The sequence below is a fragment of the Nocardia sp. NPDC059764 genome, assembly GCF_042732555.1.
Lineage (GTDB): Bacteria > Actinomycetota > Actinomycetes > Mycobacteriales > Mycobacteriaceae > Nocardia.
Genome location: NZ_JBHWHH010000026.1, coordinates 35,718 through 56,230 on the forward strand (window position 1 = coordinate 35,718; position 20,513 = coordinate 56,230).

The following is a 20,513-nucleotide window of genomic DNA, read 5'->3' on the forward strand; positions in this document are numbered from 1 at the left end:
GCGTATCTCGTGCTGGGCACCGGGTTGGGAATTGCGCTCGGGTTCGTGATCGCCCCGACAGATCGGCCCACGCACGCCACACGCGCCGGCGGCGTGCGCACCGTCCATGGCGATGGCCGGAGTGTCGCGGAGATTCGAGCGCGCATCCAGGCCGAGAGTTCCGGCTTGCGATCGACGGCGAGGCGGCCCACGTCAACCCAACCGATACGCACTGTGCCCCATATCTTTCCGATACGGGGCACAGCGAGTGTCAGGGGACGAGGACGTCCAGCACGCCGGGGTGGGCGCGGAAGAGCGCCGGGAGGACACCGGCCGGATCGCCGTCCGCGGTGGCGGGTGCGCCCGGGGCGGTGAGACGGATCTCGCGGGCCTGGTACTGGACCGCGGCCGGGTGGTCGATGCGCTTGCCGGAGGACAGGGTCGGGAGCAGGCGCAGCATTTCCAGGCGGGACATGGCTCCGACGACGGTGAGGTCGAGGAGGCCGTCGTCGATGACCGCGTCGGGGGTGATGAGCATGCCGCCGCCGTAGGTGCGGGTGTTGCCGACCGCCACCATGACCGCGTCGAGTTCGAGGACCGTGCCGTCCGGGTGGTCGGGGGAACCGGTCAGTTCGATGCGGTACGGCACCGCGAGCTTGCCCGCGAGTTCGAGCAGGGCGGCGACGGTGTAGCGCATCGGGCCGTTGGGCCAGCGCAAGGCGTTGGCGCGCAGGGTGACCCGGGCGTCGAGGCCGGTGCCGGTGACCGTGGCGAACCAGACGGCGCGACCCGACTCCTCGGTCTCGACGGTGCCGAGGTCGATGGCGCGGGTGCGGCCGTCCAGGATGGTGGCCACCGCGGCGGCGGTCTCGTCGGGGACGCCGAGTTCGCGGGCCAGGTCGTTCCCGGTGCCGCCGGGGATCAGGCCCAGCGGGACGCCGGTGCCGACCAGGGCCTGCAGCACGACGCCGACCAGGCCGTCGCCGCCCGCGGCGACGACGGCGTCGGGGCGGGCGTCCGGATCGGCCAGGGCCTTGCGGACCAGCCGCTCGGTGTCGGCGGCGGAGTCGCCGAGGATCTCGGTGACCTGGACGCCGAACTCGGCGAACCGGTTGGCCGCCTCGACGGCGACCAGCGCGCCCTTGCCGTGCCCGGACAGCGGGTTGGTCACCAGGGCGATGGAGCGGATGGTTCTCACGGAATCAGCTTCCCAGGGTTGAGGATTCCGGTGGGGTCGACCGCGTTCTTCACCGCGCGCAGCACCTGCACGCCTAGGTCACCGACCTCGTCGGTCATCCACGGGCGGTGATCCGCGCCGACGGCGTGATGGTGGGTGATAGTGCCGCCGGCGGCCACGATGGCGTCGCCCGCGGCCTTCTTGGCCACGGCCCAGCCCGCGATCGGGTCCTCGGCCTGCTTGGCGACGATGGTGAAGTACAGCGACGCGCCGGTCGGGTAGGTGTGCGAGATGTGGCACATGACCAGGGCCGGCTGGCCGAGCGCCTCGACCAGCGCCGCGGTCACCCGCTCCTTCAGGTTGGCGAGATTGCTCCAGGTGGTGGCGGTTTCCAGGGTCTCGCACAGCACGCCCACGTCCAGCAGCGCGTCCCGCAGGTAGGGAGCGGCGAAGCGGCCGTGCTCCCAGTCCTTGGCCGGGGCCTCGCCCAGCGCGGTGCCGCCGGCGGCGGCCAGCAGGGCGGCGGCCTCGGCGCTGCGGGCGGTCACGTGCGCGGCGGTGCCCTCGAAGGTGGTGACTGCGAGGCAGCCGCCGACGGCCGCACCGCCGATGTCCCCGGCGCGGGCCAGGTTCAGGCCGGTCTCGGCCTCGTCGGACAGCCGCATGACGGTCGGGGCGGCCCCGGCCTGGATGACCGCGCGCAGGGCGTTGGCGCCGGTGGTGAAGTCCGGGAAGGACCAGGCCTGGTAGCCGGTGGTCTCGGGGATCGGGTGCACGCGCAGGGTGACCTCGGTGATGATGCCGAGCGCGCCCTCGGAGCCGGAGAACAGTTCGCGCAGATCGGGTCCCGCGGCGGAGGCGGGGGCGCGGCCCAGGTCGAGATCGCCCGCGGGGGTGGCGATCCGGAAGCGCTGGATCATGTCGTCGAAACGCCCGTACCCGGCCGAGGCCTGGCCCGAGGACCGGGTGGCCGCGAAGCCGCCGATGGTGGCGTATTCGAAGCTCTGCGGGAAGTGGCCGAGCGAAAGGCCGTGGCGGGCAAGCAGTTCCTCGGCCTGCGGACCGGACAGGCCCGCGCCGAGGGTGGCGGTGCCGCTGATCGGGTCGACGTCGGTGAGGGTGTCGAGGCGGCGCAGGTCGAGGGCGAGGACGGCGCCGAAGCCGCCACGCGCGGGGTCGAGGCCGCCGACGACGCTGGTGCCGCCGCCGAAGGGGACGACCGCGATGGCATTGGCGGCGCAGTACTTCAGGACCGCGAGGACCTGGTCGTGATCGGCGGGGAAGACGACGGCGTCGGGCGCGTCCTGTTCCCCGTCGGCGCGGCGGCGCAGCAGGTCGGGGGTGGATTTGCCGCCGGCGCGGAGCAGCCGGTCGCGGTGGTCGATGGAGAGGTGCTCGGCTCCGACCACCGCGACGAGCCCGGCGTGCTGGTCCGGGGTGAGTGCGGAGGCGCGCAGCGGCACGTCGCCCTCATCGCGACGGGTCACCGGCTCGCCGGACACCCCGAAAACCTGCGTGAGCAGTCCCCGGATCTGCTCGGACAGTGGTTTGTGTCCGGCCGGGGAGCCCCAGGCGTCCCACACCATACTCGGGCGGACCTGCGGCTCGCCCGAGTTCGCAGTGGATGCGGAAGCTGCTTGTGTGTCGACCATGCGTTACAGTGTGACATAGAATGTCAAGCAGTAACGGCAACTACTCTCCCATGGTGGCAACCATGAGCTCTACCGAACCATCTTCCGCCGTCGATCGGGCGATCCTGGACGCGGCGCGCGCCTGCGTGGCCGAATTCGGCGTCCGGCGCACCACCCTGACCGAGGTGGCCCGCCGCGCGGGCGTCAGCCGGCCCACCGTGTACCGGCGCTGGCCCGACACCGGTTCCCTGGTGGCCGACCTGCTGGTGCGGGAACTGCGCGAGATCGTCGCCGACACCGCCCCCAGCACCGGCACGGCCCGGGAACGCCTGGTCGGCGCGATCGTCGGCGGCGGCTCCATGATCCGGCGGAACCCGCTGTTCGCCAAGATCTTCCGCGCCGACGCCGACGTGATGCAGACCTACGTCTTCGAACGCCTGGGCCGCAACCAGCGCGCCCTCATCGACCTGTTCGCCGGAGGCATCCGGGAAGGCCAGGCCGACAACTCGATTCGCGACGGCGATCCGGCGCACCTGGCCGCCATGCTCCTGCTCATCGCCCAATCCGCGGTCCAGTCCGCGTCCGCCTTCGCCGGGGTGGTCGACAGCGACCACCTCGACGCCGAACTGACCCACGCCCTGCACGGCTACCTCGCCCCCGCCCCCGGCGACTGCGGCCCACGATGAACGCGTCCGGCGACCGAATCCCGCGCCCGCGAACCGATTCCGTCCATGTGGACCGGGTCGGCGCGGGCACGGGACGGGCGTCGGCGGCACGGACGGATCGGCGCTCCGGCGGCGCGACGCCACGGACTCATTCCCTTCCATCGACACCGCTACGAAAGGCCCTGACATGACCAGCAATTCAGCTCCGTCCAGTTCCGCGCTCAATCGCGAGCGGCGGCAGCGGGAACTGACCGCGCTGGGCGACGGGTCCACGATCGACCTGCTGGTGATCGGCGGCGGCATCACCGGTGTCGGTGTGGCGCTGGACGCGGCGGCGCGCGGGCTGCGCACGGTCCTGGTGGAGAAGCACGACTTCGCGTTCGGCACCAGCCGCTGGAGCTCCAAGCTGGTGCACGGCGGGCTGCGGTACCTGGCCAGCGGCGGGGTCGGGATCGCGCACGAGAGCGCGGTCGAACGCGACATCCTGCTCACCCGCACCGCCCCGCACCTGACCCGGGCGCTGCCGCAGGTGGTGCCGCTGCTGCCGAGCATCGGCACGGCGCAGAAACTGCTGGTGCGCACCGGATTCCTGGCCGGTGACGTGCTGCGCCGGACCGCCGGGACCCCGGCCTCGGTGCTGCCGCGCTCGCGACGGGTGGCGGCCGCGGAGGCGCTGCGGCTGGCCCCGACGGTGCGGCGGTCCGGGCTGCGCGGCGGATTGCTGGCCTGGGACGGGCAACTGGTGGACGACGCGCGACTGGTGATGGCCATCGCCCGCACCGCGGCGCGGGAGGGCGCGACGGTGCTGACCCGGGTCGAGGCCGTCGACGTCACCGGCACCTCGGCCACGCTGCGGGACACGCTGACCGGTGAAACCCTGTCCGTGACAGCGCGTTCGGTGGTGAACGCCACCGGCGTGTGGGCCGATCAGGTGGATCCGAGCATCGAGTTGCGGCCCTCGCGCGGCACCCACCTGGTGTTCGACGCGGCCGCGTTCGGCGGCCTGACCGCCTCGCTGACCGTGCCGATCCCCGGCAGCACCAGCCGTTTCATCTTCGCGTTCCCGGCCGCGCACAACCGCGTGTACCTGGGCCTCACCGACGAGGAGGCGCCCGGCCCGGTGCCGGACGTCCCGCACGCCACCGACGGTGAGATCGACTTCCTGCTCGACACCGTCAACACCGTGCTGCGGGAGCCGTTGCGCCGCAGCGATATCCGCGGCAGTTTCGCGGGCCTGCGGCCGCTGCTGCGCACCGGCGACGACAGCACCGCCGACATCTCCCGCGAGCACGCGGTGCTGACCTCCCCCACCGGCGTGATCACCGTGGTCGGCGGCAAGCTCACCACCTACCGGAAGATGGCCGAGGACGCGGTGGACGCGGCCGTCGGACACGCGCGGCTCGCCGCCGCACCGTGCCGCACTCGCGCGCTGCCGCTGGTGGGCGCGGTCTCCGGTGCGGAACGCGACGCCATCGAGGCCCCGCCGCGGCTGGTCGAGCGCTATGGCAGCGAGGCGGCCGCGGTGCTGGAATTGTCGCGCCAGCATCCGACGCTGGCGGCGGAGGTCGCCCCCGGCGTGGATGTCACCGGGGCCGAATTCGCTTACGCGGTCAGCCATGAGGGCGCGCTGGACGAATCCGATCTGCTCGACCGCCGGACCCGGATCGGGCTGGTCGACACCGACCGCAAGGCCGCCGAACCGGCAGCGCTGGCAGCCTTCGTGTAGCTCCCGGCCGCCGTCCGCAGCGCCTCCGCAGACCTGCTTCCTCAGTTCCACCAGTCGCCCGAAGCACGTCCGCACCAACCGTCCGTGTGACCTGACCTCCGGGACGTGCCGCACGAGTGTGCCGGGACGTGCCGCGCGGAGTGTGGCGGTCAGCCGAGGACGGCGTCGGGTCAGCCAGAGGCAACGAGGCGGTCAGCCGGGGACGGCGCAGCCGGAGCCGGTGGGCAGTCCGGTGCCCACCTGGATGTCGACATAAGGGAAGACGTCCGGGGAATCGGCGTGGCGCTGCCAGATCTGGAGGCGGTGCGGTCCGGGCGTGGTGGGCGTCCAGCGGGCCTGTGCCAGCGAGCCGGAGGGGTTGGCGACGGCGAAGGGAACGCTGTTGTCGTAGAACACGACCGGGGTGACCGGGTCGTCGACGATCCCGTCGATGTCATAGGAGCAACCGGTCCCGTAGTTGGTGGCCGGGCCGAAGCTGATGCCCGGATCGATGCCGACCCGGGTGCCGGTGGCCGCGGCGGGAGCGGCCAGTGCGGCGAGCGCGGCGACGGTGGCGAGGGTGGCCGCCGAGGCGGTGGTGGTCCTGATGATCGAGCCCGTCATGGTTCGGTCCTCATCGGGTGCCGCCGGGGCCGAATGCCCCGGCACGATGCCTCGATCCTGGCCCTCGGATTGCTGCTTCGTGCCGCATTGTGGCGATCCGCCGATCACGTGTCGCTGCAATCGGCTTGCGGACCTGCCGGATACACGGCTGTGGTCCGGCCATATGCACGAGTGTGGAACGGTCATATGCTTGGCTGCGATGTTCCGAGCGCGGGGAGAGGCGCGGGCAGAGGGAGGCGCGGATGGGTCGGATTCCGACGACGGTCGGGGTGATACCCGGGGCCGGGCTGGTCGCCCGGTTCGGAAACGTGGTGATCGTCCTACACGGCGAGAGCCCGTCCACGGACCGCATCCTCGGCGCGGCCGAGACCGCCGCGAACGCGGCCGACCCCGGCATGGCGATCGCCCAGCGCCTGGCCGCCACCGTCTTCACCAGCAGCACCGCCCAGCCCCCGGCCTTCGGCGTGGTCGCCCCCACCGCGGGCGGCATCCTGATCCTGCTGCGCGGCTCGGTCACCGCCACCGTCGACGGCCCCGAGGGCCACCGCGTCCTCTCCGGCCAACGGGCCATGACCTGGGCCGACGAGATCATTCAGGACCCGGTCCGCCGTCTGACCCTGTCCGCCGACGGCGCGACCGGCGAGACCCCGCACAGCGACCTGCGCGCGGGCGTCGTGCCCGGCGGCGGCGTAGTCCTGCACGCGCCCGTCTCCGGAGTCCCCTCCCAGCGCGGCCGCGACTCACCCGCGAAAGCGGCGCACGCTCCCGCACAGGACTCCGCTCCCCCGCAGAACCGCGCCCCCGATCAGCGGCCCCCGGCCAAATCCGGCCCGGCGGCACAACTCCCATCGGGTCCGGTCGTCGCGTCCGGTCCCGCCTCGGCATCGAGCCCTGCCATCCAGCGCGGGTCCATACCGCCTCCCACTCAGCACGCCGCCGCGCCACCTACCCCGCACGCGCAGGGGCCGGGTTCCGGGGCGAATGTGGAAGTGACCCGACGGGTCACACCCACGCCGTCGCAGACCGGCTTCACCCCCGCGGCGGGCGCGGAAGCCGATCGTGCACGGGCGGTTTCCCCGTCGACGGCCGATTCGATGCCCAAAGCCGGGCCGGTGCATCCCCGGAACGCGGCGACGACTCCGCGAGCCGGTGGCCCGGACATGACGAAGAAGCCCACGGCCCCGTCGCAGCCCGCCGAGCGGCGGGATGATCGCCCGGATCCGGAGGATCAGCCGCCGACGGCCGCCTATGTTTCGGAGCCCGAGGTCGCCGAGACGCGGGCAGCGGGCGGTCCGCCGTCCACGTCCACGCTGGCGGGTCCGGGCGCGTCGCTCACGAGCGCGGAGGGGGAGACCTATCCGCTGGATCGCCCGTATGTGATCGGGCGCGATCCGATGATCGACGAGGCGGTGCGTCGGGCGGTGGCCTCGCCCATCGTGATCGCGCGCGACCGCCACGTGTCCCGGGTGCACGCGCGCGTGTTCGTCGAGAAGGGACAGGTGTTCGTCCGGGACGCGGGCACACCCGGCGGCACCTATGTGGCGGCGCCCGGTGCGGCGGACTGGGTTCGAGTGGGTCAGCAGCCGATGGAGTTGAAGGCGGGCTGGAGCCTGCGGATCGGCGAGCGGGTGCTCACCTACCGCACGGCGTGAATCTCATTGCAGCGCTGACCAGTCCCCGCGCTGGAGGGCGTCGCGCGCGTTCGGCGGGATCGCGAGGCGGGCGCGGACGGCCTGCTGGGCGGCGGCCACATCGGTCGGGTGGTGGCCGAGGACGATCGCGCCGATCACCCGGCCTTGGGACAGGATCAGGCGACGGTAGGAGGGCCGCGGCGACCCGTCGACGACGATCACCTCGTCCTGCTGCTCGGGTTCGACCCGGCCGATGCTGAACAGTTCCAGGCCGACGCCCTTGAGGATGGTGGCGGGTGTCTCCGCGGTGAGCACCTGCTGTCCGCCGAGCGCGTTGACGGCGGCGGCCCGCGCCTGTTCGGCCGCGATGGGCCACAGGCCGAGGACGCGGTCACGGTGTTCGGCGACGTCGCCGGCGGCGTACACGTCGGGCGCGGCGGTACGCATCCGGTCGTCCACGAGAATGCCGCGACGGCAAGGGATTCCGGCGCGCACGGCCAAGTCGGTGTTGGGTTTGATGCCGGTGGCGGTGAGGAAGACCTCGCAGGGCAGGACGGTGCCGTCTTTCAGAACGACACCGCGAACGGGGTCCGCCCGGCGCCGGTCGGCCGCGGATCCACCCGGGCCGCCGGGTCCACTGCGACCGGAATCGCCTGTCAGCGCGGCTGTTTCGGCCCGGTACCGGACTTCGATCCGCGCCCGCGTGAGGTGGTCGGCGACCATGACGGAGGCGCGCGCGTCGAGCTGCTTGCTCAACAGCCGGGAACCGCGCTCCAGCACGGTGACCCGCAAACCCAGCTGATGCAGCGCGTACGCCGCCTCGAGTCCGAGCAGGCCGCCGCCCGCGACCGCGGCACGGGTGCACGACCGCTGCTGGGCATAGGCCCGAATGTCGAGCGCGTCCCCGGCCTCCCGAAGCACGAAACTGCCCGGCCGGTGCAGGCCCTCGATCTCGGGCAGCGCGGCCGACGCGCCGGTGGCGAGGATCAGCCGGTCGTAGGGCAGCACATCGCCGGTACCGAGGTGCACTCGTCGCGCACGCGGATCCAGGTGTGTGACAAGAGTATTCAGCCACGGCGTGATCCGGTGGTCCTCGTACCACTGCTCGGGTTGCAGATACAGCCCCTGCATGGCGGAGCGGCCGGGGATGAGCCGGGAGATGCCCATGCGGTTGTAGAAGTCGTGGGATTCCCGCCCGACCAGGTGGATCTCGCAGTCGGGGTGGCCGCGGCGCAGGAAGTCGGCGGCGGTGACGCCTGCGATGCCGGTGCCGATGACGACCAGGCTCACCAGGGAGCGGTCGAAATGGGCGGGGCGGTCGCCGGTGGCGCGGCCGGGCTGCGGGGTGAGCGAGACGCGCACGCCGCCTTCGTTGATCCGCGCGCAGCAGGCCATGCGGGTGTTGTCGGCGAATCCCAGTCGGCGCAGGGTGTTCTGCTCGTCACCGGTCGGTGCGCACAGTTTCTCGCCGCCCTCGAGGATGGCGACCGGATCCGCGCCGCAGACGCCCATGCGGCAGCCCGACTCCAGCGGCAGGTTCGCCTTCTCGGCCAGATCGAGCAGGCTGACGCCGATCTCGGCGGCCACAGTGCGGCCGTCGAACTCCACCGAAGCGCCGGGAACCGTGGTCTTCTCGGCCTCGCGTGGGCGTGGGAACGGCAGCAGCACGGGTTCGGTGCGCGCCCCGGTGGTGAGCGCGTACTGGAGTTCACCGACCCGGGTACGCGCCAGGAACAGCAGCGTCGCCGCCAGGACGAACAGGCTGATCGGCCACCGCAGCCAGGCCACTCCCCCGACACCGGTGACGGTGGTGAACGCCCCGAGCAGCACCGGCCCCGCGAACCAGTAGAAGCCGTTCAACGCGATGGCCGCGTACACCGCCGACAGCACGGCCGCGCTCACCCCGGTCAGCGCCTCGACCGCGAAGTAGACGCCCACCGCGACCAGCACGGCCGCCCCGAGCGCCAGATACCGTTGCGGCACAGCAACACCCGGATACCCGGTCAGCACCATGAATCCGAGGACGAATCCGGGCAGCGCGGCGGCGAACAGTTTGCGCGGCGCGCTCCAGCCGGGATCCGGGTCGGCCATATCGGCCTGGTAGGCGGCGCGCGGTTTGAAGTCGAAGCAGTTCTTGGCGCAGCCCAGGCACGGCTGGCAGTGGTTGTTGGCGATGGTGACGAACGGCGTCTGCCCGTAGGCGCGCTGCAAGGGGAACAGCGGGCAGATGCTGGAGCACCACCCGCTCTTGCCCTTGAACGCGATGCCGCCGGTGAACGCGGCCAGCAGCACCGTGGAAAGCACTATGCCCGTGGCGATTCCGCTGCGATCCAGTCCGGCGACCCGGGATCCGGCGATGCCGAAGAACAGGGCGACCGCGATCAGATACCCGCGCTGCTGCAACCAGGCCGGTGCCGTGGCCCCGCGGGTGAAGCGCAGTAGCCGGGGCAGCTGATTGGTGGCGGCGAGCGGACAGGTGTTGCGCCACAACCCCGGTGCGATCAGGAACAGCCCGGGCAGCAGCGGCACCACGATCTTGAAGAACACGAACAGCCCGCCCGCCGGCCGCACGAACAGCGTGACGATCAAGGCCAGATACGCGGTGATGCTCAGCACGCGCGCGCCCTGCCAGACCCGCAGCGGGATCCGGCTGGGCAGTTCGGTGAAGGCCGGGAACAGGTTCCGCTGCCCGGTCGGGTCGAGGCCGAGGACCCGGTTGGCGACCGCCACCCAGCCGGGCGGCGGGGTGGGTTCCGCGCCGGGCGGCCGCGGAATCACGCCGGAGGGCCCGAGCACGGTCTCGGATCCGTCGAAGCCGTCGGGTTCGGCGGTGGGCATGTGCAGCACCAGGATCTCGCAGCGTCCCAGCCGCACCACGTCGCCGGTCATCAGTTCGCGCCGCCCGGTCAACGCCACCCCGTTGACGGTGGTGCCGTTGCGGCTTCCCAGGTCGACCACGGACAGCGCGGTCGGTGTGGGCACCAGCCGCAGGTGCTGCCGGGACACCCCGCCGTCGGCGAGCACCTCGTGGCTGCCGTCGCGTCCGAACACGATGGGCCCGTCCAGCATGCGCCGCCGCGCGGGCCGTCCCCATTCGCGGATCTCGATGACCGGCCGACCAGCCATGCTCCCACCCCTTCCCCTGCGCGGCCGCCGATCGCGCCGCGCTCGTGCCTATATCGCCGATTTCCGGGCTCACCATTACCGTCGAGGCGCTGTGTCCCGCATCCGAACCTGTTCGCGGCGGCCCGCGATCTTCAGGCGCGCTCCCGTAGTCGCTGCACCCGCACGTAGCGGTACCGTTTCCCGACCCGTCTGCACCCGGCCGCGAGCGCCAGCCCCGTCACCGCACCGCCTGCGGCACAGGCGATCACGCCGAGCAGGGTGGGTTCCCGCCCGAGCAGCACCCATGCCGCGCCGACGGCCGCCACCCCCAGCAGTCCCATACTGATTGCCAACCCGACGGTCGACACGAACCGGGCGCTCCCGCGCCGCAGCGTCCGCGCGTTCGATTCGGCGTAGGCCGCCGCGAACAACAGCAGCAACGCCAGCCCGACACCGGTGGCCGTGGTGGTCGCGGGCTGTTGTGTCCGCACCCCGAACCGATAGGCGGCCGTCTCGGACCCATTGCGGGACAATGACAATTCCCCGGTCAGCCGCCCGGCGAGGACATACCGGTTCACCGGCGTGGCCACCTCCCCCGCGCCTGCGGCCAGCGCCGTCTCCTCGCCTCCGGCCCGCAGCCCGAGCACATTCACCGACAGCTTCGCGCCATCGGCCGACCCGCCCGACACCGTGATCGGCACCGGCTTGGATAGATCCAGCACCACCGTCTCGGCGGCCGGATCGACCCCGCCGATCCGCACCATCCCCACCGGCGGCGCCTCCCGCCCGACGGCCCCGACCCCGAGCACCGCAGCCCCGCCGGTCACCACCGCCAGCAGCCCCGCCACCAGGAACGGAACCCGCGGCGACGGCAAGGTCACCACCTGCTGCACCGCCACCAGATCCGCCCGCGCCACCTCCACCAACCGCACCCCGCCGTGCTGAATCGGCTCCCTGGGGCGAACCCGCTCCATCGGCTGGGTCGGTCCGAACCCGAGACCCGCGGCCCCGCGTTCGTCCCTCCTTCCGCCACCTCCCGGCCCGGGAACCGGTCCCCCGGGCCTCGGCCCACCATGACCTGAGGGAGGGGCCCCGCCGGGCGCGGGTCCTGAGCCCTGCCCCGCCCGCATCGTCGGCGCAAGGCGTCGATCGGCGGGAGTTGCCGCGCGAGTGGCGTCGGGCGGCCGCTGCGATCGGACAGGTTGCGGCCCAGGGGTTATCGGACCGGATCCGGCATCCCGGGTGCGCGTGCCCGGTGGCATGGTTCCCGGCCCGGTTCGCATCCCCGGGCCGGTGGGCATCCGGGGGCCGGGCTGCGGGGTGAACGGTTCCTGGGGGCCGCGCATCGGGGGTGGGGTGTGGGGGCCGGGGCCCGAGCGGGGGGTGCCGGTGGCCGCGGCGACAATGGTGTCGGCGCCGATGACCGGGATGCCCACAGGGGTGAGCCAATTCGTGCCCCAGAAGTGGGCGGCGGTTTCGGCGATGGCGATGCCGAAGGTTTCGGCGGTGTCGTAGCGTTCGGCCGGGTCGGAGGCGAGGCCGCGCATGACGGCCTCGGCGATGGGGTGGGGGACGAAGGGGGCGACCTCGGTGAGGGGGACGGGGTCGGAGTAGGCGTGGGCGAAGAGCAGGGCCAGCGCGTCGGATCCGGTCGGGAAGGGCAGGACGCCGGAGAGGAGCTGGTAGAGCATGGTGGCCAGGGCGTAGACGTCGGTGGCCGGGGAGAGCCCTTGGCCGCGAACCTGTTCGGGGGCGATGTAGGAGGGGGTCCCGATGATCTCGCCCGCCTTGGTGACCAGGGTGTCCTCGCCGCCGACGATCTTGGCGATGCCGAAATCGGTGAGTTTGAGTGCCCCGTTGACGGCGAACATCAGGTTGGAGGGTTTGACGTCGCGGTGCAGGATGCCGCTGCGGTGCGCGGCGTCCAGTCCGGCCGCGCAGGACAGCGCGACCGCGACCGCGGCGGTGGCCTCGAATCCCGCGGTGATGAACCGGTTCTCGACGGTCCCGCCGGGCAGGTATTCGAGGACCAGCAGGCACAGGTCGTCGTGTTCGATGTAGTCGTAGACCGGCACCACGTGCGGGTGGTCGAGCGCCGCCATCACCCGCGCCTCGTCGACGAAGCGCCGCCGCACCTGCATATCGTCGGCGAAGTGCGGCGGGATCTGTTTGATGGCGACCCGCCGGTGCAGTCCGCGGTGCACCCCGGCGAGCACCACCCCGCATCCGCCGCGCCCGATCTGCCCGCCGATCTCGTACCCGGGCAGCGCGGCCCGCACGCGCGCCACATCGGCGTCGCCGAGATTCCCCGCGCTCATCTCCCCGTGCCCTCCGACCGGAATCCGGGCCCGCCGGGGTCACTGCGTAGCGTCGGCTCGTCGTCGGGATCGGGCGTGCCTGGTCGTTGCACACCCGCCGGATACCCGACAGTCTGCTCACCGGTTCCGGCCGGGCCCGCCCCGCCACCGGGCTCACTGAGGGCGGGCGCCCCGCCCGAGGGCAGCAGCGTCTCCGCTCCGACCTCCGGCCGCCCACCCGACCGCGGGGAATGCGCCGTGGTGGTGGCGTTTTCGCCGGTGTCGGGCAGCATGGCGGAGGCCAGCGGCCCGCCGCCCGGGTACGCGCCGCCGAATCCGGACTTCGAGATGCGGGTCGTCTCACCGCTCTGGAACGCGGCGGGATCGGGCGTGGGCGCCGGGGCGGGGCCGCCCGGGAAGACACGCATCGGCCCCTGCGGCGCATCCGGTCCGGGCTGCGCCGCCGTGCCGGACCCGGCGGGCCCGTAGGGCACGAATTCCGTTGCCGCACTGGACGGCTGATGCCGGATATCGAGGTCGGGATAGGTGCCGCCCGGCCCGACCGGCCTCAGGTCGCGGAACGTGCCGCCGTAGGGCGGATTCGGGCCCGCCGGCGCGGCCTGGTGCTCCGGCTCGGGCGGGCCGGGGAACGGCATCGGCGCGCCACTCGCCTGGGGTGCGCCCATCCCGTGCTGCCCGCCGCCGAACGGCACACCCATTCCGCGCGGCGCCCCGCCCTGCGACGCACCGATCCCGACGGGCGCTCCGATACCGAGGGGCGAGCCGGACCCGGCGGGGAAGCCGCGGGCATCGAGTTCCTGTGCGGCGGCGAGATCTTCGGGATCCAGCCCGAGGTCGTCGGATTGCCGTGGCGTGGGCGAGAGGTACCCGGCCAGGAAGAACACGGCCGCCAGCACCCCGGCCAGTGACAGCCACAGCACGGTCCCCGGCACCCACCACCGGGCCACCGACCCGGTGAACCCGATCATCAGTCCGATGCCGATGCCGGGTGCGAGCAGCCGCAGCCCGCGCTGCCAGCGGTTGGCCGAGAGCCGGTGGCGCGCAACGGTCAAGGCCGCGTCGGCGATGGCGAGTCCGGTCAGGACGGCGATGATGATCCCGAACAGTCCGTACACCGAGGCCAGGGACCCGCGCACGTCGACGACGGTGTGCACGGCGGCCAACGGCTTGCCGTCCTGGCCGATGAGGGTCAGGTCCGAGCCGATCAGCCCGGTCGCCTGCCCGTCCAGTCCGGCCGGATCCAGCCGGTAGGTGAGTTTCTCGGTCTTGCCCGCCCCCACCGTCAATTCGACTGTCGTGGAGTAGGAGTAGAAGTTCAGTCCCAGCACGTGCCCGGCGAGGTCGACCCGCCGGATCGACACCGAACCGGACGACTTGTTGGTCACCTCGACGACGACCAGGGACACCTTCTTGGGATCCAGGCGCACCGGATTCCCGGCGTCCGCGCCGCCGATGGCCCGCCCGTCCAGCGTGGCCGTCGCGCTGACCCCGACCGCCGCGCTCGCGGGCGGGGCCGCGAACAGCAATGCGGCGAGGGCGAATAGGACCGCGGCCAGCCCGGCGTACACCGCCCGGCCCGGTCCCCGCGTGCTTCGGGCACCGCGCGCGGTGAGCGGCGGTGCGGTGCGTTCGTTCATCGGGGCCTCCGTGCGGGGAGATGGGAGAGCATCCGGTGGCCGTAGAACCAGCCGCCGATGAGCAGGAAGAACACCAGCACCGTCATGGTCGCCGCGCCGCCGCCGACCTGACTGACCAGCACGATGTCCAGGGGCGCGGCCAGTTTCCTGCCGCACTCCGCGGTCACTTCGTGCTGACCGATCTCGGTCCACCCGGTGGTGAGCGTGGCCTGGAACCCGCCGTCCGCGCCGGCGGTGGTGTCGGCCGCGGCGGCTCCGCTGATCGAAAGTCGCACCGCCGCACCGGGATCACACCCGCTGCCGCTGGCCACCACGGGCGCGCCGGGCGGGACCGCGGGCGGATTGAGCTGCAGTCCGGAAACCTGCGGAGCCGCAGGCGGCTTGGTCTCGGTGGTCGGCGGTGTGGTGTCGGTCGTCGGGGGCGGTGCGGTGGTGGTCGGGGACGGCGGCGGCGGTACGGCGGTCGTCACCGAGGTGATGGGCGGCGGATTGCCGCCGCCGGTGATGCATTGACCGTTCGGGGGCTTGACCGAACCGTCGGGACATCTCGGTGGCTGGGTGGTCGGACAATCGCCGTTCGCCGGTTTGACCGATCCGTCCGAGCACGTGATCGGAGGATTCGTGGTGGGACAGTCACGATTCGGGGGTTTGGTCGAACCGTCTTTGCATGTCACCGGTGGCGGGCAGGTGCTCCCGGCGGGCTTGGTCGTGCCGTCCGAACATTTCTCGGGTGTCGGACACGACCCACCGGCGGGCTTCCAGGAACCGTCCGGGCACCTGGTCGGACACTCCCCGCCCGCGGGCTTCGTCGAACCGTCCGGACACTTCGTCGGGCAGTCCCCGGTCGCGGGTTTCTGCGAACCATCCGGGCAGGTCGGGCGTTGAGGGCACTCGCCACTCGGCGGCTGGACCGAACCGTCCCAGCAGTACGTGATTCTCTTCGACGGGCACACGCCCGACGCGGGTTTCGAAGTGCCGTCATCGCATAACACGGGCTTGTTGCAGTCGGCGCCGCAGCCGTCGCGGGTGCCCGTGTCGTCACAGCTGTGGCCGCACTGCTGCTTCTTGGTGTCGCCGCCGCAGTTCTCGGCGACGGCGCATCTCGGTGGATTCGTCGTGGTAGGCGCGACTTTCACCGGCGGGCCGCCCTGGGGTGCGGGCTGCGGGACGGTGGTGGTGATCGGCGCCGGGGCGCTGATTCCCGGGTTGGCCCAACCGATTCCGGCCGGGAGCCCGAGCGCCAGGAGCGCTGCGAGCAGGAGAACAAGGTGTAAGGTCCGGGGTGAAAATCTCACCGCGCGGGCCAGTTTCGCGTGCCGGTCCCCACCAGCACGCCGAGTGGAATTCAGTGAAGTACTCATTCGGCGTGACCTCGCTTGTTCGATGGTAAGGCCAACCGCGCCCCCGCCGCCCTGTCTATCGCTGTGGCGATCACGCCTGTTCACACTCGGGACCGACCGGTCCGCTGGGTCTCAGGTACCGCGCCCTACGATGGCGATGACCGACTGGGACGCTCCATCGCGCCGAGAGGACAATCGTCACCATGCATCGAGCCGCGCCTGTGAGCGATATCGACGAGTCCGCGCTCCAGGTCACCGCTCCGAAGACCGAGGCCGCAGGAGTCAAGGCGGTCACCGTCGCACTCGAGCGCGCCGTCGAGGAGATGGGCGTGGTGCGCACGGCGCGCACGCTGACCCGGGTGAATCAGCGCCACGGCTTCGACTGTCCGGGATGCGCCTGGCCGGAACCGACCGGTCGGCGTCGCCCCGCCGAGTTCTGCGAGAACGGCGCGAAAGCCGTCGCCGAGGAGGCGACCCTGCGCACGGTCACCCCCGAATTCTTCGCCGCCCACTCCCTCGACGACCTGGCCGGCAAATCCGGCTACTGGCTCGGCCAACAGGGCCGCCTCACCCATCCGATGGTGCTGCGCGAGGGCGGCACCCACTACTCCCCCATCGCCTGGGACGACGCCTACCGCCTGATCGCCGACGCCCTGCGCGGCCTCGACTCCCCCGACGAGGCCGTCTTCTACACTTCCGGCCGCACCGCCAACGAGACCGCCTTCCTCTACCAGCTGCTGGTCCGCGCCTACGGCACCAACAATCTGCCCGACTGCTCGAACATGTGCCACGAGTCCTCGGGCACCGCCCTGGTCAGCTCGATCGGCATCGGCAAGGGCTCGGTCACCGTCGATGACTTCACCAAGGCCGACCTGATCATCGTGGCCGGCCAGAACCCGGGCACCAACCACCCGCGCATGCTGTCGGCGCTGGGTGAGGCGAAGGCGCACGGCGCGACCGTGATCGCGGTCAACCCGCTGCCCGAGACCGGCCTCATCGGCTTCAAGGACCCGCAGACCGTCAAGGGCTTCACCGGCGGCATCAGCATCGCCGACGACTTCCTGCAGATCCGCCTGGGCGGCGATATGGCCCTGTTCCAGGGCCTGGCCAAGCTGCTGTTCGACGCCGAGGACCGCGCGCCCGGCACCGTGGTGGACCGCGCCTTCGTGGACGCGCACACCGCGGGCTTCGCCGACTACGAGAAGCACATGCGCGCCGTCGATCTCGACACGGTCGTCGAAGCCACCGGGCTGACGCGCGACGACCTCGACCGCACCGCGACGCTGCTGGCCGAGTCGAAGTCGACCATCATCTGCTGGGCCATGGGCCTGACCCAGCAGGTGCACGGCGTCGCCACCATCGAGGAGGCCACCAATCTCCTGTTGCTGCGCGGCATGATCGGCAAGCCCGGCGCGGGCGTGTGCCCGGTGCGCGGCCACTCCAATGTGCAGGGCGACCGCACCATGGGCATCTGGGAGAAGATGCCCGAACCCTTCCTGGCCGCCCTGGACCGCGAATTCGGCATCACCAGCCCCCGCACCCACGGCTTCGACACCGTGAACGCCATCCGCGCCATGCGCGACGGCCGCGGCAAGGTGTTCTTCGGCATGGGCGGCAATTTCGTCTCCGCCACCCCCGACACCGAGGTCACCGAGGCCGCGCTGCGCACGTGCGCTCTCACCGTGCAGGTTTCGACGAAACTCAACCGCAGCCACGTGGTGCACGGACGCACCGCGCTGATCCTGCCGACGCTGGGCCGCACCGATGAGGACGTCCAGGACGGTGTGCGCCAACAGGTTTCGGTCGAGGACTCCATGTCCATGGTGCACCTGTCGACCGGCCGCCTGACCCCGGTCAGCGATCAGCTGCGCAGCGAGGTCGCCATCGTGTGCGAGCTCGCCCAGGAGCTGTTCGGACCCGAGCACGAGGTCCCGTGGGGCGCGTTCCGCCGCGACTACGACCGGATCCGCGACGCCATCGCGCAGGTCGTGCCCGGCTGCGCCGACTACAACGCGAAAGTGCGCGGCCGCAACGGATTCCAGCTGCCGCACCCGCCGCGCGACGCCCGCGAGTTCCGCACCGCCACCGGCAAGGCCAATTTCGCGGTCAACGACCTGCACTGGCTGCCCGTCCCCGCGGACCGCCTCATCCTGCAGACCCTGCGCAGCCACGACCAGTACAACACCACCATCTACGGCCTCGACGACCGCTACCGCGGCATCCACAACGGCCGCCGGGTGGTGCTGGTCAACCCCGCCGACATCACCGCGCTCGGATTCGCCGAGGGCGACCTGGTGGACGTCGTCTCCGAGTTCGAGGACGGCAGCGAGCGCAGCGTCGCCGGGTTCCGGCTGGTCGGCTACCCGACCCCGCGCGGCAATGCCGCCGCCTACTATCCGGAGACCAACCCCCTGATCCCCCTGGACCACGTGGCGAAACGCTCCAACACGCCCGTCTCCAAGGCCGTCACCATCCGTTTCGAACCGCACACCCACGTCACCGCATGAACCGGGGCCCCGCATGAGCCGAGTCACCGCACGCCGCCGCACGTTGCGCATCTCCCCGAACGGCACCATCACCCGGCCGGACACCCTGGCCGTCGAGGAGCCCCTGGAGATCCGCACCGGCGGGCAGTCACTGACGGTCACCATGCGGACCCCGGGCGCGGACATCGATCTGGTGCACGGCTTCCTCTACGCCGAGGGCGTCATCGACACCGCCGAGGACATCGTCAGCGCCCGCTACTGCGCGGGCACCGACGAGAACGGGCAGAACACCTACAACGTCCTCGACATCCAGCTGCGGAATCCGGTGCCGATCCAGCCCCGGCCGTTCCTGACCAACAGCTCGTGCGGCCTGTGCGGGAAGACGGCCCTGGACGAGATCCGGACCCGCATCCGCCACGAGATCCCGGCGGGCGCGCCCCGCGTCGATGTGCACACCCTCGCCAAGCTCCCGGCCGAACTCCGATCCCGCCAGCAGGTTTTCGACGCCACCGGCGGCCTGCACGGCGCGGGCCTGTTCACCGCGGACGGCGAGGCCGTGGCGGTGCGCGAGGACATCGGCCGGCACAATGCGGTGGACAAGCTGGTCGGCTGGGCCTTGCGCGAGAATCGGCTCCCCGCACGCGATCTCATCCTCATGGTGAGTGGCCGCGCCTCTTTCGAGCTGGTCCAGAAGGCCGTCGTGGCGGGCATTCCGGTGCTGGGCGCGGTGTCGGCCCCCAGCTCGCTGGCGGTGGATCTGGCCGCCGATTCCGGCCTGACCCTGGTCGGTTTCCTGCGTGGTGAAACCATGAACGTCTACACGGGCGAGGACCGCATCGCACTGTGATGCCCGCGGTGTTCCACAGGGTGAGGCAGCGGGGTTCTTTCCGCCGCTCCGGCTGCTAGTCTCCGCAATAGAACACGTTTCAATTCTGATGGGAGAACCCCTATGGCAGCGCAGCCCCGGGATGTCGTGGAGCAGTACGTGAAGCTGGTCGCGACCGGCCCGACCTCGGCGATCCTCGACCTGTACGCCGAGGACGCCGTGATCGAGGACCCGATCGGCAGCCCCGAACGTCGTGGCCACGAGGCCATCGGCGAGCTGTACAAGGCGCTGGAGAACCTCGAGCGCGAGACCGAGCTGCACACCGTCAAGGTGGCCGGCAACCACGTCGCGGCCCACTTCACCCTGGTCACCGTGTCCAACGGGCACCGCATGACCCTGGCGCCCATCGACGTGATGGAGCTGAACGACGAAGGCAAGATCATCAAGATGCGCGCCTACTGGGGTCAGGACGACCTGAAGATGGAGCAGATCTAGCCACAGGCTTGCCCCTCACCCCCGCCCGAATTACGGTGACAGCACAGTGATTCGGCGAGGGTGGGAGGGCCTGTGCGGATCTCGTTGCGCGGCACCGGTGACGGGGTGCGGATCAGCATGCGGCTGGAGATCAACCGGCGGCGCTGGATCGCCCTGCTCATCATGCTGGGGGTGCTCACCGCGACCGGCCTGGTCACCGGACTGTGGGCGGTGATCGCCCCGGAATCGTTCTACGACAGCTATCCGGGATTCGGGCTGCGCTGGGTGCGCGCCGACGGACCCTACAACCATCACCTGGCCGCCGACGTGGGGGCCTTCTTCCTCGCGCTGGGCGCCGTCTCCGCCGCCGCGCTCTACTACCGTGACAGCGTCATCGCCCGGGTCTCCGGACTGGGCTGGCTGGTCTTCGGCCTCCCGCATTTCCTGTACCACGCCTTTCACCGGCCGGACGCGCTCAGCGGCCTCAGCTATGGCCTGTCGCTCTTCGCGGCCCTGCTGCTCCCGGCGCTCGCCCTGGCGGTCCTGCTGGTCGCCCCGCGCGAGCGGTTCCCGGTCCCGGAACCGGCCCCCTTCACATTCAAATTCCCCCGCCGCGGCAACACCGACCAGCGATGAGTTCTCCGTGGTCGCGTCGTCGTAACAGGTGACCCGAACGCACCGATTTTCGGAGTAGCGGAGTAAAGGTTCAACGGCGAACCACGGAGGATCAACGGCGATTCTCGACACGGGCACAGTCGGCTCACCCCGACCGTCACCGACTCCACGGCTTTCCGGAAACGGACGGAGCCCACAGCAGAACACCAACGAACTGTCGGTCAGGTTCGCGCACGGCGGCTGGTCAGCGCCCGGCGCAGCGACCTACGACGACTTCTCCGCCGACCGAACCACAGCGGC

At 71.5% G+C, this 20,513-nt stretch carries 15 protein-coding genes; 8 read left to right on the forward strand and 7 right to left on the reverse strand.

The features are described 5' to 3' along the window. Positions 1-250: 250 nt before the first annotated feature. Both ACFV4K_RS08120 and ACFV4K_RS08125 read right to left on the reverse strand, forming a co-directional pair. A complete protein-coding gene (locus tag ACFV4K_RS08120) occupies positions 251-1,177 on the reverse strand; it encodes a diacylglycerol/lipid kinase family protein (protein WP_379273042.1) in 927 nt (308 codons plus the stop codon). Beyond that, positions 1,174-2,808 carry an FAD-binding oxidoreductase gene (locus ACFV4K_RS08125; RefSeq protein WP_379273044.1) on the reverse strand — a complete coding sequence of 545 codons (1,635 nt, stop codon included), beginning with the start codon at positions 2,806-2,808 and terminating at the stop codon, positions 1,174-1,176. The genes ACFV4K_RS08120 and ACFV4K_RS08125 overlap by 4 nt, the downstream gene beginning before the upstream one ends. A 62-nt stretch (positions 2,809-2,870) precedes the next feature. On the opposite strand from ACFV4K_RS08125, the gene ACFV4K_RS08130 reads away from it, so the two are divergent. Both ACFV4K_RS08130 and ACFV4K_RS08135 read left to right on the forward strand, forming a co-directional pair. After that, positions 2,871-3,473, forward strand: coding sequence for a TetR/AcrR family transcriptional regulator (locus ACFV4K_RS08130; RefSeq protein WP_379273046.1), 603 nt, complete (start codon positions 2,871-2,873; stop codon positions 3,471-3,473). 166 nt (positions 3,474-3,639) lie between these two features. Next, positions 3,640-5,178 carry a glycerol-3-phosphate dehydrogenase/oxidase gene (locus ACFV4K_RS08135; RefSeq protein ID WP_379273048.1) on the forward strand — a complete coding sequence of 513 codons (1,539 nt, stop codon included), beginning with the start codon at positions 3,640-3,642 and terminating at the stop codon, positions 5,176-5,178. A gap of 192 nt (positions 5,179-5,370) precedes the next feature. Here the strand turns inward: ACFV4K_RS08135 and ACFV4K_RS08140 are convergent, their stop codons facing one another. Next, the gene (locus ACFV4K_RS08140; protein ID WP_379273049.1) at positions 5,371-5,781 is read right to left on the reverse strand and encodes a hypothetical protein; all 411 of its coding nucleotides are present in this window, start codon (positions 5,779-5,781) and stop codon (positions 5,371-5,373) included. 242 nt (positions 5,782-6,023) lie between these two features. Here ACFV4K_RS08140 and ACFV4K_RS08145 point away from each other — a divergent pair, with 242 nt between their 5' ends. Then, positions 6,024-7,433 carry an FHA domain-containing protein gene (locus ACFV4K_RS08145; protein ID WP_379273051.1) on the forward strand — a complete coding sequence of 470 codons (1,410 nt, stop codon included), beginning with the start codon at positions 6,024-6,026 and terminating at the stop codon, positions 7,431-7,433. Positions 7,434-7,436: 3 nt separating this feature from the next. Here ACFV4K_RS08145 and ACFV4K_RS08150 read toward each other — a convergent pair whose 3' ends face one another. The 4 genes from ACFV4K_RS08150 to ACFV4K_RS08165 form a co-directional block, all read right to left on the reverse strand. Then, positions 7,437-10,538 carry an FAD-dependent oxidoreductase gene (locus ACFV4K_RS08150; RefSeq protein ID WP_379273052.1) on the reverse strand — a complete coding sequence of 1,034 codons (3,102 nt, stop codon included), beginning with the start codon at positions 10,536-10,538 and terminating at the stop codon, positions 7,437-7,439. 131 nt (positions 10,539-10,669) lie between these two features. Beyond that, positions 10,670-12,835 (reverse strand): protein kinase, encoded by a 2,166-nt coding sequence (locus ACFV4K_RS08155; protein ID WP_379273054.1) that lies wholly within the window; start codon positions 12,833-12,835, stop codon positions 10,670-10,672. Beyond that, positions 12,832-14,472 carry a hypothetical protein gene (locus ACFV4K_RS08160; protein WP_379273056.1) on the reverse strand — a complete coding sequence of 547 codons (1,641 nt, stop codon included), beginning with the start codon at positions 14,470-14,472 and terminating at the stop codon, positions 12,832-12,834. Before ACFV4K_RS08160 ends, ACFV4K_RS08155 begins: the two co-directional genes overlap by 4 nt. Further along, complete coding sequence (locus ACFV4K_RS08165; protein ID WP_379273058.1) at positions 14,469-14,942, reverse strand: hypothetical protein; 474 nt, start codon at positions 14,940-14,942, stop codon at positions 14,469-14,471. The genes ACFV4K_RS08160 and ACFV4K_RS08165 overlap by 4 nt, the downstream gene beginning before the upstream one ends. Before the next feature lie 55 nt (positions 14,943-14,997). Between ACFV4K_RS08165 and ACFV4K_RS08170 the strand changes: the two genes are divergently transcribed. From ACFV4K_RS08170 to ACFV4K_RS08190, 5 genes are all read left to right on the forward strand, one after another. Further along, positions 14,998-15,357: a hypothetical protein gene (locus ACFV4K_RS08170; RefSeq protein ID WP_379273059.1), complete on the forward strand. Its 360-nt coding sequence runs from the start codon at positions 14,998-15,000 to the stop codon at positions 15,355-15,357. Positions 15,358-16,015: 658 nt separating this feature from the next. Then, positions 16,016-18,319 (forward strand): FdhF/YdeP family oxidoreductase, encoded by a 2,304-nt coding sequence (locus tag ACFV4K_RS08175; RefSeq protein WP_379273061.1) that lies wholly within the window; start codon positions 16,016-16,018, stop codon positions 18,317-18,319. A gap of 13 nt (positions 18,320-18,332) precedes the next feature. Beyond that, on the forward strand, positions 18,333-19,145 hold the full coding sequence (gene fdhD / locus ACFV4K_RS08180) for a formate dehydrogenase accessory sulfurtransferase FdhD (RefSeq protein ID WP_379273063.1): 813 nt from the start codon (positions 18,333-18,335) through the stop codon (positions 19,143-19,145). Positions 19,146-19,247: 102 nt separating this feature from the next. Next, entirely contained in the window at positions 19,248-19,619 is a 372-nt protein-coding gene (locus ACFV4K_RS08185) for a nuclear transport factor 2 family protein (RefSeq protein ID WP_357090235.1), read from the forward strand. Between the two features lie 72 nt (positions 19,620-19,691). Further along, positions 19,692-20,234 (forward strand): hypothetical protein, encoded by a 543-nt coding sequence (locus tag ACFV4K_RS08190; protein ID WP_379273065.1) that lies wholly within the window; start codon positions 19,692-19,694, stop codon positions 20,232-20,234. The last annotated feature ends 279 nt before the right edge of the window (positions 20,235-20,513 follow it).

Bases quoted from the DNA above. Each gene is read 5' to 3' on its own strand.
- ACFV4K_RS08125 (WP_379273044.1), bottom strand. From the start codon at position 2,808: ATGGTCGACACACAAGCAGCTTCCGCATCCACTGCGAACTCGGGCGAG.
- ACFV4K_RS08130 (WP_379273046.1), top strand. From the start codon at position 2,871: ATGAGCTCTACCGAACCATCTTCCGCCGTCGATCGGGCGATCCTGGAC.
- ACFV4K_RS08135 (WP_379273048.1), top strand. From the start codon at position 3,640: ATGACCAGCAATTCAGCTCCGTCCAGTTCCGCGCTCAATCGCGAGCGG.
- ACFV4K_RS08140 (WP_379273049.1), bottom strand. From the start codon at position 5,781: ATGACGGGCTCGATCATCAGGACCACCACCGCCTCGGCGGCCACCCTC.
- ACFV4K_RS08145 (WP_379273051.1), top strand. From the start codon at position 6,024: ATGGGTCGGATTCCGACGACGGTCGGGGTGATACCCGGGGCCGGGCTG.
- ACFV4K_RS08150 (WP_379273052.1), bottom strand. From the start codon at position 10,538: ATGGCTGGTCGGCCGGTCATCGAGATCCGCGAATGGGGACGGCCCGCG.
- ACFV4K_RS08155 (WP_379273054.1), bottom strand. From the start codon at position 12,835: ATGAGCGCGGGGAATCTCGGCGACGCCGATGTGGCGCGCGTGCGGGCC.
- ACFV4K_RS08160 (WP_379273056.1), bottom strand. From the start codon at position 14,472: ATGAACGAACGCACCGCACCGCCGCTCACCGCGCGCGGTGCCCGAAGC.
- ACFV4K_RS08175 (WP_379273061.1), top strand. From the start codon at position 16,016: ATGCATCGAGCCGCGCCTGTGAGCGATATCGACGAGTCCGCGCTCCAG.
- fdhD (WP_379273063.1), top strand. From the start codon at position 18,333: ATGAGCCGAGTCACCGCACGCCGCCGCACGTTGCGCATCTCCCCGAAC.
- ACFV4K_RS08185 (WP_357090235.1), top strand. From the start codon at position 19,248: ATGGCAGCGCAGCCCCGGGATGTCGTGGAGCAGTACGTGAAGCTGGTC.